This window comes from Verticiella alkaliphila (genome assembly GCF_018904615.1).
GTDB classification, from domain to species: domain Bacteria; phylum Pseudomonadota; class Gammaproteobacteria; order Burkholderiales; family Burkholderiaceae_B; genus Verticiella; species Verticiella alkaliphila.
Genome location: NZ_JADCNH010000024.1, coordinates 22,477 through 35,464, shown reverse-complemented (window position 1 = coordinate 35,464; position 12,988 = coordinate 22,477). Strand labels below are relative to the sequence as shown.

The 12,988-nt window shown below is 69.0% G+C and carries 9 protein-coding genes; 5 read left to right on the top strand and 4 right to left on the bottom strand.

The window, feature by feature from the left end; translation table 11 throughout:
- Positions 1-39: 39 nt before the first annotated feature.
- Both IMZ29_RS15190 and glgA read right to left on the bottom strand, forming a co-directional pair.
- The gene (locus IMZ29_RS15190; protein ID WP_216185622.1) at positions 40-3,186 is read right to left on the bottom strand and encodes a maltotransferase domain-containing protein; all 3,147 of its coding nucleotides are present in this window, start codon (positions 3,184-3,186) and stop codon (positions 40-42) included.
- A 37-nt stretch (positions 3,187-3,223) separates the two neighbouring features.
- Positions 3,224-4,867 carry a glycogen synthase GlgA gene (gene glgA, locus IMZ29_RS15185; RefSeq protein ID WP_253207158.1) on the bottom strand — a complete coding sequence of 548 codons (1,644 nt, stop codon included), beginning with the start codon at positions 4,865-4,867 and terminating at the stop codon, positions 3,224-3,226.
- Positions 4,868-5,161: 294 nt separating this feature from the next.
- Here glgA and IMZ29_RS15180 point away from each other — a divergent pair, with 294 nt between their 5' ends.
- From IMZ29_RS15180 to pdeM, 4 genes are read left to right on the top strand one after another with little or no spacing between them, the layout of a single operon-like run.
- Entirely contained in the window at positions 5,162-6,244 is a 1,083-nt protein-coding gene (locus IMZ29_RS15180; RefSeq protein WP_216185618.1) for a ligase-associated DNA damage response exonuclease, read from the top strand.
- Entirely contained in the window at positions 6,241-7,884 is a 1,644-nt protein-coding gene (locus tag IMZ29_RS15175; protein ID WP_216185616.1) for an ATP-dependent DNA ligase, read from the top strand. Before IMZ29_RS15180 ends, IMZ29_RS15175 begins: the two co-directional genes overlap by 4 nt.
- Entirely contained in the window at positions 7,881-10,550 is a 2,670-nt protein-coding gene (locus IMZ29_RS15170; RefSeq protein WP_216185614.1) for a ligase-associated DNA damage response DEXH box helicase, read from the top strand. Before IMZ29_RS15175 ends, IMZ29_RS15170 begins: the two co-directional genes overlap by 4 nt.
- Positions 10,547-11,323, top strand: coding sequence for a ligase-associated DNA damage response endonuclease PdeM (gene pdeM, locus IMZ29_RS15165; protein WP_216185612.1), 777 nt, complete (start codon positions 10,547-10,549; stop codon positions 11,321-11,323). The genes IMZ29_RS15170 and pdeM overlap by 4 nt, the downstream gene beginning before the upstream one ends.
- A gap of 64 nt (positions 11,324-11,387) precedes the next feature.
- On the opposite strand, the gene IMZ29_RS15160 is transcribed toward pdeM, so the two are convergent.
- On the bottom strand, positions 11,388-12,299 hold the full coding sequence (locus IMZ29_RS15160) for a recombination-associated protein RdgC (RefSeq protein WP_216185609.1): 912 nt from the start codon (positions 12,297-12,299) through the stop codon (positions 11,388-11,390).
- Between the two features lie 78 nt (positions 12,300-12,377).
- On the bottom strand, positions 12,378-12,632 hold the full coding sequence (locus IMZ29_RS15155) for a hypothetical protein (RefSeq protein ID WP_216185607.1): 255 nt from the start codon (positions 12,630-12,632) through the stop codon (positions 12,378-12,380).
- Positions 12,633-12,768: 136 nt separating this feature from the next.
- On the opposite strand from IMZ29_RS15155, the gene IMZ29_RS15150 reads away from it, so the two are divergent.
- Positions 12,769-12,987 carry a dodecin gene (locus tag IMZ29_RS15150; protein WP_216185605.1) on the top strand — a complete coding sequence of 73 codons (219 nt, stop codon included), beginning with the start codon at positions 12,769-12,771 and terminating at the stop codon, positions 12,985-12,987.
- The last annotated feature ends 1 nt before the right edge of the window (position 12,988 follow it).

Below are 12,988 nucleotides of genomic sequence, written 5' to 3'. Positions count from 1 at the left end.
GTCAGCAGCATCCATGCAAAAGGTTCGAGGCGCGATGCGCTAGGCGCGCACGCGCCAGATGGCGTACGGGGCTTCGTTCGACAACGTGACCTGCTGGTGCTTGCCGTGCCAGGCGAAGCGATCACCGTGGAGCAGGTCCTCCGCATGCAACGTGCCATCGTCGGGCAGGCCCAGCAGCCACATCGGCAGCTCCACGTTGGCCGTCTGCGGCTGGGTGGGGTCCATGTTGATGGCGATCAGCAGCACGTTGTCGCCCTCGGGCGTGCGCTTGGAGAAGAAGAGGAGGTGATCGCCGGACGCCGGGTGGAACTGCACCCCCGTGTGGCTGTGCAGCGCCGGATTGGCGCGGCGGATGCGGTTCAACTGGGCGATCTCGCCGCGGATGTGCCCCGGGCGGTCCCAATCCCAGGCCCGGATCTCGTACTTCTCCGAATCCAGGTATTCCTCCTTGCCCGGCACGGGCGTGCCCTCGCACAGCTCGAAGCCGCTGTACATGCCCCAGAGGCCCGACAGCGTGGTCGCGAGGGCGGCCCGGATGAGGAACCCGGGACGGCCCGAGCGCTGCAGAAAGCGCGGGTTGATGTCGGGCGTGTTGACGAAGAAATTCGGCCGGAAGATGTCGCTCACCGGCGGATTGCCGACTTCAGTCAGGTACTCCGCCATCTCGGCCTTGGTGTCGCGCCAGGTGAAGTAGGTGTAGGACTGCGAGAAGCCGATCTTGGCGAGGCGATACATCATGTTGGGTCGGGTGAAGGCCTCGGACAGGAAGATCGCATCCGGAGAGCGCGCCTGGACTTCCGCGATCATCCATTGCCAGAAGGGCAGCGGCTTGGTGTGCGGGTTGTCCACGCGGAACGTGCGCACGCCTTCGTTGCACCAGAACAGGACGACGTCACGCAAGGCAAGCCACAGGCCGCCGTTGCCGCGCGAGCGGCCCCGCTTGGCCGGTGTGCCGTAGAAGTCGACGTTGACGATGTCTTCGTACTTTTTGGGGGGATTCTCCGCATAGCGCATGGAGCCATCCGCGCGCCAGGCGAACCAGTCGGGGTGATCGCGCAGCCAGGGGTGGTCCGGCGAGCACTGGATGGCGAAGTCGAGCGCAAGCTCCAGATCGTGCTCGCGCGCGGCCTTCACCAGCGCGCGGAAATCCTCCAGCGTGCCGAGTTCGGGATGCAGGGCATCGTGCCCACCTTCCTCTGCGCCGATGGCGTACGGGCTGCCCGGATCGCCGTCGAGGGCGGTCAGGCTGTTGTTGCGGCCCTTGCGGTTCTTGCGGCCGATCGGGTGGATCGGCGGGAAGTACAGCACGTCAAAGCCCATGTCGCGCACGTAGGGCAGGCGACCGATGACGTCGTGGAAGGTGCCGTGCCGCGAAGGGTCGCCGCTTTGCGAGCGCGGGAATAGCTCGTACCAGCTGGCAAAGCGCGCCGCGCGCCGCTCCACGGACAAGGCCTGCGCCACGGGCCAGCGGGCCTCGAATTCACGCACGTCGGCCCGGGCCATGGCTTGCGCCACCGCCTCGCCCAGCAGCGTGTCGGCATCGACGTCATCCGGGACGGAGACGCCAGCCGATGCCAGCAGCTGGCGGCCTTCGATCACTTCGAGGTGAACGTCCACACCGGCTGCGTGTTTCTTGGCGAGCTCGCTGCGATACGTGCCGAACACGTCGCGCCAGGCTTGCACCGTGAATTCATGACGACCCACGCGTTGCGGCGAGAAAGTGGCCGTCCACGCGTCGTTGCCCAGCGCGCGCATGGGTACGGCTTCCCAGCTGTCGTCGTCCACCGAGCGCCAGAGCACCTGGGCGGCCAGCACGTCATGGCCGTCCATGAAGATGTTGGCGCGCACGGTCACGGGCTCTCCCACGACGCGCTTGATGAGGTGCGTTTCGTCAGGCGTGCTGGGCATGACGTCCTGGATGATGACGCGGGGCAGGGCCATGGCCTGCTCCAGTGCCTCGCGCTGCCGTGCGTGCCCGACACGCTTGCGGATCGTGACGACCGGCGAGGCAGGCGCCAGGCTGATGGCCACAACGCCCGCAGCCGGCAACTCGGGCTGGCGTTGCGCCGCCGCTTCGGGCACGGCCTTGGCCAGCCGTGAGCGGGCAAGCGTCCAATCGAGGGGCCGGCTCTCGTCCAGACTCGGATTGATCGCGACCAGCGTGTCGCCGGTGACGTCCTTGCGATGGATCAGCGTGACGGCGGCCGTGTCGCCCGTGAGCCGGCGCAGCTGGCGAACCTGGCCAGGCGCACGGCGTGCCAGCGCCAGGTTGGCCTTGGCAATGCCTGCGGCGACCTCGGCGCCGCCCGCGTCGATGGGGTCCGCAGCGTGAGGCAACAGCACGCCGTCGGCCAGTTCGGCGGCGCTGCGCAGGGCGCGGAGCACGGCGGCGGGCGCCGTTGGCTGAGCGGATTCGGGGTTGGCAACCGGTGCGATCACGGCACCAACGCGCACGAGGCGCTCGTGCTCACCGATGTACCAGTCGTCCGCGAGATTCCACCAGGGCAGCGAGCTGTACACCGCATCGAACCCGGCCTGCGCGAGGTCGTCGAGGTGGGTGGGCCACAGCCCTGGCGTCCACGCGCTGAAGACGATGTCGGGATGGTTGGCGCGCACGCCGTCGATCAGCGCTTGCCAATCCGCACCGGGCACGCCGTGTGGCAGGAGCACGCGAAAGCCGGTGGCACCTGCCGCCGCCATGCGGGAGAACCAGTCCTGCCAATAGGCGACGAAGCCGACGCCCGCGTGTCCGTGCCGCACGACGACGGGGACGGCGCGGCGTTCCTGGGGATCGCGGCGTGGATCGAGGGCCGCGCTCTCGGGCGCCTGGCCGTCGAACCAGTCGGGGTGGGCGCGATGCAGTGCACCCTCGAGGGCGGCATGCGAGATCGCGACATCCATCCACACACCCAGGCCATCGCGCCTGGCCGCCTCGGCCAGGGTGGCGACATAGTCGGCAGTGGTGCCGCCACCGAGTACGGGCAGGACGGCGTCCGGATCATCGGCCGCGCAGGGGTCGGCCGGCGCAGACTGCCAGACCGAACCGAGCAGGATGTGATCGAACCCGAGCGACTCTGCGCGCTCGAGCACACTGGCCCAGGCCCCATCGCCCGGTGGCTGCGCCAGGCTCGGTGTGTGTCGCGGCGCGACGTGATAGAGACGGGGCCGGGCGCTGCGACGGGGCATGGGCGGATCCTTATGCGATAGCGTGTGTCAGTCGAAGTCAGGCAGAGGCGGGCGCGGCCACGCCCAGGCCGAGCTGGGCGCCACCTCGGCCGACGCCGGCAGGTGCGCGACGACGGGCGGCGAGCGCGGGCAGCGCGTCGGCCGGATCCAGGGCGGGCACCGGCAGGCGCGGCTGGGTCGGTTGTACCGGCGCGGTGATGGTGCGCGGCACGGTGACGGTGCGCGGCGACAGCTCACGGAAGAGCTCCATGTAGTGACGCGCCGGCACTTCCCAGCTGTGGTTCGCCGTCATGGCGTTCTTCTGCATGGCGCGCCACAGCACGGGCTGCGCACGCAGACGCAGGGCGCGTTCGATGGCGTCGATCATGTCAGCCGCGGTTTCACCGTCGAAGAGCACGCCCGTGGCCGTGGCCATGGCGGCCTGGCTGGCGGCCTTGCCCGGATCCTTCACCGTGTCGGCCAGCCCACCCACGCGCGAGCAGATCGGCAGCGTACCGTAGCGCATGGCGTAGATCGGCGTCAGGCCGAAGGGCTCGAAGCGGCTGCCGTGCAGGAGGATGTCCCCGCCTGCGTGCAGCAGGTGAGCGCGACGCTCGTCGTAGCCGATCTGTACCGACACGCGGCCAGGGTAGCGCGCCATCAGGCCGCGCATCCATTCTTCGATGGCGTGATCGCCGCAACCGAGCACGGCCACTTGCACCGACGGGTTGGCGTCGAGCACGGCGGGCAGGGCTTGCACGGCCACGTCGCCCATCTTCTGGCTGGTGAGGCGGCTGCCCGACACGATGAGGCTGGCTTGCGGATCAGCGATCAGGCCGAAGGTTTCCTGGAGCTCGCGCTTGCAGGTGGCTTTGCCCTGCAGATCCATGACCGAATAGGTGTCGGGCAGGAAGGCGTCCAGCGACGGGTTCCAGATATCGGCATCGAAGCCGTTCGGGATCGCCACCAGATCGCCGCGCCGCTCATAGAGCAGACCTTCCAGCCCCATGCCGAAGGCGGGCGTCAGGATCTCGCGGGCGTACGTGCGGCTCACGGCGGTGATGCGGTCCGCGAAGCGCAGGCCGGCCTTCATGAAGCTGATGTTGCCCCAGTATTCGCAGCCGTCCGGCGTGCAGTAGGTGCGCGGGATGCCGAGCGCTTCGGCGTCGGCCATCGGGAACACGCCCTGGAACGCCAGGTTGTGGATCGTGATGACGCTCTTCACGCGTCGGATGCCGGCGGCGTGCATCAGGAGCGGCACCAGACCGGCATGCCAGTCATTGGCGTGGACCACGTGCGGCACCGGCAGCGGCGTGCGACCGGCGGCAATACGCGTGGCAGCGTGTGCCAGGGCAGCAAAGCGCACGCCGTTGTCTGCGTGTTCGCGGCCCTCGGCGTCCAGATACAGCGTACCGTCACGGTCGTACAGCGCGTCGTTGCGCAGCAGGATCACCGGCAGGTCGAACTGGGGAATGCGGCCCGTGACCAGGCTGGCCTGTCCACCCGGGATGTCATCGATCTCGCCGACGGTCTTCACATCGACCAGCTGGCGCTGCGCGCCGCGGTAGGCCGGCAGGAGCAGGGTGACTTCGACACCCGCCTCGCGCATGGCCCGAGCCATGCCACTGACGGCATCACCAAGACCGCCAGTCTTGGCCAGGGGAAGCGCTTCGGAGGCGACGACGAGAACGTTGAGCAGCAAGGTAATACTCCCTTCAGGGTCGCGCGTCGGTTGGCGCGCAGAGCGGGCAAGGTTGGGGCAATTCAGGGTTTGGTGCGGTGGATCCGGTGGACACCGGACCTGGTCAGCTCCCCTGGTCGTCAGGTTCAGACGCCAAAATTTCCGGGTCGGTAAATTTGGCTTGTCGGGATTACCCGCAGGCGGGGGGAGCTGTCGTCGGGAAGTACCCTTGCAATTCGCATGCCAACTTCCTTTGTTCGAGGCGGCACGGCCGTTGCTCGGGTAGAACATGTCAAGCTTGCTGGACAGTGGCCCATGGACCTCATCACTGCGCGACCGGAAGGGCTGTATTGCCCGCCCGGGGATTTCTACATCGACCCCTGGCGCCCGGTGCCTCGGGCCGTGATCACGCACGCGCACGGAGATCACGCCCGGACGGGCTCGGGCAGCTATCTGGCAGCAGCACCGGGAGAGGGCCTGTTGCGCTCGCGCCTGGGCGAGATCCATCTGCGCACGCTCGACTACGGCGAACCGATCACCGTCAACGGGGTCACGATCAGTCTGCATCCGGCCGGTCACGTGCTGGGCTCTGCCCAGGTGCGCGTCGAACACCGCGGCGAGGTCTGGGTGGCCTCCGGGGACTACAAGACCGAAGCGGACGGCACCTGCACGCCGTTCGAACCCGTACGCTGCCACACCTTCATTACAGAATCGACATTCGGACTGCCGATCTACCGGTGGATGCCGCAGGCCGCGCTGATGGCCGACATCAACGCCTGGTGGGCGGACAACGCCGCCCTGCAGCGCGCGAGCGTGGTGTTCTGCTATTCCCTGGGCAAGGCGCAACGCATCCTGCATGGGCTGGACACGGCGATCGGACCGATCATGTGCCATGGCGCCATGGAGCCCTTGAACGCCGCGTACCGTGCTGCGGGCGTGGCCTTGCCCGAGGCCCCGAACGCCACCCGGGCCGAGCCCGCTGAACTACGTCAGGCGCTGGTACTGGCACCGCCGTCCGCGCGCGGCACCACCTGGATGCGCCGCTTCGGCGAGCATGCCGATGCCTTTGCGAGCGGATGGATGCATGTGCGCGGCGCGCGCCGGCGCCGGGGCGTGGACCGCGGCTTCGTCATGTCGGATCACGCCGATTGGCCAGGCTTGCAGGAAGCCATCGCGGCCACCGCGGCCGAGCGGGTGTACGTCACGCATGGGAGCACGGCGGTCATGCAGCGCTGGCTCCAGGAGCAAGGGCTCGACGCGCGCACGTTCCAGACGGCCTACGGCGATGAGGACGACGAGAACGGGCTGCCCGAGGCGGGCGGCGCGCCCGAGCGTGAGGCTGAGGCGCCCGAGACCACGGAGGATGCGCCGGCCAGCGATCGGGAGGCTTCGGCATGAACGCGTTCGCGGATCTGTACGCCGCGCTGGATGCGACCACCTCGACCAATGCCAAGCGTGCGGCGCTCGAGGCCTACTTCGGCAGTGCACCTGCCGAGGACGCGGCCTGGGCGGTGTACTTCCTGGCGGGCGGCAAGCCGCGCCAGATCGTGCCCACGCGGGTGTTGCGCGCCTTCGCACAGACCGAAGCCGGGATCCCCGAGTGGCTCTTCGAGGAGAGCTATCACGCCGTGGGCGATCTGGCCGAGACCATCGCGCTGCTGCTGCCGGGCACCGAGCGCACGGACAGCGAGGGCCTGGCCCATTGGATGGAACACCGACTCCTGCCCTTGCGAGGCCTGCCGCCCGAGATCCTGCACGAGCGGTTGCGAGAGGGCTTTGCGCAACTCGACACGGCGGGTCGGTTCGTCTTTGCCAAGCTCATCACCGGCGCCATGCGGGTGGGCGTGTCCAAGTTGCTGGTGACGCGGGCGCTCGCGGCGGTGGCGGGCGTGGACGCCAAACGTATTGCGCAGCGTCTCATCGGTTACACGGATCGCAGTGCCACGCCCACGGCAGACGGCTTTGCCGCCCTCGTATCGGCCGAGGAGGCCGCAGCGACCGGGCGTGACGCCGGGCAGCCGTACCCGTTCTTCCTGGCCCATCCGCTCCAGCTGCCGCTATCGCAGTTCGGCGAACAGTTGGGCACCCCGGAGGACTGGCTCGTCGAGTGGAAGTGGGACGGCATCCGCGCCCAGGTGGTTCAGCGGGATGGCCGGGGCTGGGTGTGGTCGCGCGGCGAGGAACTCGTCACCGACCGCTTCCCGGAGCTCGCGGCGATGGCTGAGCGGTTGCCGTATGGCACGGTGGTGGATGGCGAGATCCTGGTGTGGGAGGAGGGCGCTGTGCAGTCGTTCGCGCGGCTGCAGCGCCGGCTGGGCCGCAAGACGGTCTCCGCCCGGTTGCTGAAGGAGCAGCCGGTGGTGCTGCTCGCGTATGACCTGCTCGAGACCGAGGGCGAAGACTGGCGCAGCCGGCCTCAGCACGAGCGGCGCGCGGCGCTGGAGCGCCTGGTGGCGCAGATGGATCATCCCGGGCTGCAGTTGTCTCCCAGGCTGCACGAGGACACCTGGGATGCGCTCGCTGTGCGGCGTGAGGAATCCCGGGGGCGCGGCGTGGAGGGCTTGATGCTGAAAGCACGCAACGCGCATTACGGCGTTGGCCGCACGCGCGACGTGGGCGTCTGGTGGAAGTGGAAGATCGATCCCATCACGGTCGACGCCGTCTTGCTCTATGCGCAGCCCGGTTCCGGGCGGCGCGCCAATCTCTATACCGATTACACCTTCGCCGTGTGGGATGGGCCGCCCGGTCAGGAGGGCCGCAACCTCGTGCCCTTTGCCAAGGCGTATTCCGGCCTGACCGATGCGGAGATCCGCAAGGTCGATGCGATCGTGCGCAAGACGACCAAGGAAAAGTTCGGTCCCGTACGAAGCCTGGAGCCCACGCTCGTGTTCGAGCTCGGCTTCGAGGGCATCGCCCGCAGCACACGCCACAAGAGCGGAGTCGCCGTGCGGTTTCCGCGTATGCTGCGCTGGCGTCTGGACAAGCCCATTGCGGAGGCCGACACCCTGGATCAGTTGAATGCGCTGGTGGCTGAATGAGCGACGGGGCGGCATCGACAGCCACGAACGAACCTGCTGCGCGGCGCAGAACTGCGCCGCGCCGGGCACGCACCCCAGCCGCGCTCGCCGCCTGGTTCGCCGCGCGTGACTGGACGCCAGCTCCGTTTCAGCGTGAGGTCTGGTCGGCCATGGCCAAGGGTGCCAGCGGCCTGCTGCACGCTGACACCGGGGCGGGCAAGACCTACGCCGTGTGGCTGGGCGCGCTGGCAGTGCTCGCGGATCCGACGGCCTCGGCCTTGCCGGCGCGCCGCAGTGCCGCCAAGGCGGAGCCGCTGCGGGTGCTGTGGATCACCCCCATGCGGGCGCTGGCCGCCGATACCGAGCGCGCCCTGCGCGAGCCGCTGCCCGCGCTCGCGCCGGCCTGGAATCTCGCCAGCCGCACGGGCGACACCGGCAGTGCGCAGCGAGCCGCGCAGGCGCGGCGTCTGCCCAGCGCCCTGGTCACCACCCCGGAAAGCCTCTCCCTGCTGCTCGCCCGGGCCGACGCGCGTGCCAGTCTGTCCGGCGTTCGGGTCGTCATCGTCGACGAATGGCACGAGCTGCTCGGCAACAAGCGCGGCGTGCAGGTGCAGCTCGCCTTGGCCCGCCTGCGGCACTGGCATCCCGGGCTCATCGTGTGGGGCTTGTCCGCCACGCTGGGCAATGTCGACGAGGCCCTGGCCACGCTCACCGCAGGCTCGCCCCAGGCCGTGCTGGTACGCGGGCCGCGTGAGAAGACGCTCACGGTGGACACGCTGATTCCCGCGCGACCGGAGCGCTTTCCCTGGGCCGGGCACCTCGGCATGCGCATGCTGCCCCAGGTGGTGGCAGAACTGGAAGCGAGCCCCTCCACGCTCGTCTTCACCAATACGCGCTCGCAATCGGAGCTCTGGTATCAGGCCTTGCTTGAGGCCCGGCCGGACTGGGCAGGGCTCATCGCGCTGCATCACGGCTCGCTGGACCGCGATGTGCGCGATTGGGTGGAGCGGGGCTTGAAGAGCGGGGAGCTCAAGGCGGTGGTATGCACGTCCAGCCTGGACCTGGGCGTGGATTTCCTGCCCGTGGCGCGCGTGCTGCAGATCGGCTCGGCCAAGGGCGTGGCGCGCCTGCTGCAACGGGCGGGGCGCTCGGGCCATGCGCCGGGCCGTGCGTCACGGGTCACGCTGGTGCCCACGCACAGCCTGGAACTCGTCGAGGCCGCTGCCGTGCGAGATGCCATCCAGGCGGGGCGGGTCGAGGCCCGCCCGCCACCTGCCAAGCCGCTGGACGTGCTCGTCCAGCACCTGGTCACGGTGGCGCTGGGCGGCGGCTTCACGCCCGAGGCCCTGCGCGACGAGGTGCGCCTGGCATATAGCTTCCGTCACCTGACGGACGAGGAATGGCATTGGTGCCTAGGGTTCGTGGCCCACGGCGGACCGTCTCTCGGCGCCTATCCGGACTACCGGCGCGTCGTCCCGGACGAGGATGGCGTCTGGCGGGTGCCGGACGCCAGGCTGGCACGGCGGCATCGACAGAACATCGGCACCATCGTGAGCGATGCGAGCATGGTCGTGCGCTGGTGGAGCCGCAGCGGGGGAGGCGCACCGTTGGGGTCCGTGGAGGAGGGGTTCGTGGCACGGCTCGCCCCGGGCGACTGCTTTCTCTTCGGCGGACGGTTGCTCGAACTCGTCCGGATCCAGGACATGACGGCCTACGTGCGCCGCGCCACGGGCGGGCGCGCCGCGGTACCCCGCTGGAATGGCGGCCGCATGCCATTGTCGGGCGAACTGGCCGACGCGCTGGTCGCGCGGCTCACCGATGCCGCCGCCGGTCGGCGCGAGGGGCCGGAGATGCAGGCTGTCGGTCCCTTGCTGGACGTGCAGGCCCGCTTTTCCCGTATCCCCGAAGCGGGCATGCTGCTCGTGGAGACCTTGCGCTCGCGTGAGGGCTGGCACGCCTTTCTGTATCCCTTTGCGGGCCGGCATGCGCACTTGGGCTTGGGCAGTCTGCTCGCGTGGCGCATCGGCCAGCAGCAGGCGGCCACGTTCTCGATCGCAGTCAACGACTACGGGCTGGAACTGCTGTCCGCCACCGAGGTGGACTGGGGCCGCATGCTTACTGCCGCTCTGGATGACGAGACTGACATGCTCGCGGACGTGCTCGCCAGCCTGAACGCGGGTGAACTCGCCCAGCGACGCTTTCGCGAGATCGCGCGGGTGGCAGGACTCGTCTTCCAGGGGCCTGGCGATGCGCGCAAGTCCAGTCGCCAACTGCAGGCGTCCTCCAGCCTCTTCTATGAGGTGTTCCGCCGCCATGACGCAGGCAATCTGCTACTCGGGCAGGCCGAGGCTGAGGTGCTCTCCCAGGAACTCGATATCGGGCGGCTGACCCATACCGTCGCCGCCGTGCGGGCGCACCGGCGTGAGATCGTCGCGCTTTCGCACCCGTCGCCGTTTGCCTTTCCCTTGATGGTCGAGCGCTTTCGCGAGCGCCTGTCCACGGAAAAGCTGGCCGACCGCATCGCGCGCCTGCTGGCCAGCATGGAAGCCGCAGCGGACGGCGTGCCCGTCGCGCCGGCCGCGCCCACGGACGCTGGGGACATCCGGATGGCCTTGGACGAACCTGCTCACCGTCCGCCGCGCGCGCCGCGTCGCAGCGGGCGGCCCCGTCTGCGGGGGCGGCCATGAGCCGCGACGCTGTGCCGGCGAGCGTGCCTCCCTTGCGAGCTTCCCACGACGTGCCGACAGGGCAGGCCGGCGTCCCGGGCGTCGCGCCACCGGAAGGCGCGGCGCCTGTCGCCGGTCACACCACCGGGTTGCTCCATCACTGTGCGGGCGAGCGCCTGCATCTGTTGGCGGATCCGGCCCTGTACTGGCCCGCGCAGCAAACGCTGCTCGTGGCAGACGTGCATCTGGGCAAGGCCGCGGCCTTCCGGGCACTGGGCCAGCCTGTCCCCAGCGGGACGACGGCCTCCACCCTGCACCGGCTGGACATGGCCGTGCGCCGCACCGGCGCGCGACACCTGGTTGTCCTGGGCGACTTGCTGCACTCGCGGCATGCGCATGAGGCGCCTGCGATGACGGCCTTGCACGACTGGCGGGCGCGCCATGCCGAGCTCGCCATCACGCTGGTGCGGGGCAACCACGATGATCGGGCCGGAGATCCGCCGCAGAGCCTTGGAATGACGTTGGTGGATGAGCCCTTCGCCTGCGGCCCCTTCGCCCTGTGCCATCACCCGCAAGCGGTCGCAGGCGCTTTTTCGTTGGCGGGGCATGTGCACCCCGCCACCGTGCTCGTTGGACCAGGCCGCGAGAGGCTGCGCCTGCCGTGCTTCGACATCGGTCCGGCCGGGATGGTGCTGCCCGCGTTCGGGGATTTCACCGGTGCGCACGTGGTGCGCTCCCGGCCTGGGCATGTGCTGGCCGTCGTGGCCGACGGCCAGGTGCTGCGGGTGCCGTGACCTTGACCCGGCAAGGCCGGGCAGGGCGTGCGCCTGCCCGCAGCACGGGCTGGCGCCGCTGGCCTTAGGCCGCCAGCGCTTCCTTCTTCTCGCCGCCCAGGGCGTCGAACACATCCTGGAGCATCCGGGTGAGTTCGCCCGTCATCAGCGCGAAGTCCGCGTCGAAGCGTTCGGCCTCGTCGGTGGCGCCAGAATCCGTGTTCTCCTTGAGCACGTCGAGCGCGGCAACGCGCTTGATGCCCAGGTTCTCCGAGAGCACGAACGAAACGCGATCGGACCAAGTGAGCGCAAGACGCGTGCACTGCTTGCCCGAGGCGATGTGGCGTTGGACGTCTTCGGCATCGACAGCCTGGCGCACGTAGCGCACGGTCGCCTTGCTTTGGGCGGTCGAGCGCAGTTCCGTGTCTTCGTCCACCGTGAAGCCAGCAGGGGCTTCGTCAGCGGCCAGCCAGGAAGTCATGGCGCTCACGGGCGACAGCTCGGTCTGCACCGGGCGGGCGCCCAGACGGTCCACGGATTTGTTGAGCAATTGCATGACTTCGTCGCACTTGGCCGAGCCACTGGCGTCGATGACGAGCAGGCCGCCCACGGGATCGATCCAGATGCGGGTGTCACGCCAGATGCTGAAGGCGCGAGGCATCAGCTCGTCCGTGACCTGTTCCTTGATTTCCTTCATCTGCTTGCGGCCGGGCTTGAAGCCCTGCTGCTCTTCGATTTCCTGGGCCTTGGCCTTGGCGAACTGGTTGATGACCGACGCCGGCAGCAGCTTCTTCTCGGCGCGGTGGGCAATCAGGAAGTGCCCGCCCACCGAGTGCACCAGCGGCCCGTTCTCACGGGGCGGCACCCAGCCATGGCGAAGGGGTTCGAGCGAATTGCCCGGCACGAACGCGAGCGGCGCGAGCGCGTCCTCCAGCTTGGCGGGATCCTTGTCGAACGGGTTGGCAAGGCGATAGATCTGCAGGTTCTTGAACCACATGGCGACGGAGCGGGCAAAGGGTCGATTCTAACCCCGGCCGCTCCGGCGTCCTGTCGTCTCTGGTAACAGCACTGCTGCTCATTTACCCGGCAGACGGTGTTCTGCGTCTGGGTCTCGGGCGTTTTCGCGCGCGGGATCGGAGGGGGAGGGGAGGTTGGCGTTGCGCTCGCTGCTTCGGGCGGCAGCGCCGCTTTTTTGCAGGCGAGCTTCCTCGGCAAGCGTGGCCGCATCGGGCCGGCGGCCGAGCTTTTCTTCCGGATCGCTGCGCGGATCGGCGGGCGTCATGCCGGGATTGTGGTGGCGGTCTTCGGTCGGGGAGCGAGAGTCGGGCATGACGGGTTCCTGAGATAACGGAGGCGCGCGACGGCGCCGCCTCAACGGGCGAGAACCAAGCAACGCGTGTTCCCGCGCGGGCACGCTTCCTGCTCGATGCCCCGCGCCGAACCATGAAACCCAAGGAGTGCGCATCATGAGTGAACACGTCTACAAGAAGATCGAGCTGGTGGGCTCGTCCCCGGTGTCCTCGGACGAGGCCATCAAGAACGCCCTGGAGCGTGCGTCGCAGACGCTGAAGAACCTCGACTGGTTCGAAGTGACGGAAACCCGCGGCCATCTGAAGGACGGCAAGATCGCGCACTGGCAGGTGGCCCTGAAGGTCGGCCTGCGCGTGGAAGGCGCCGGAGACTGAG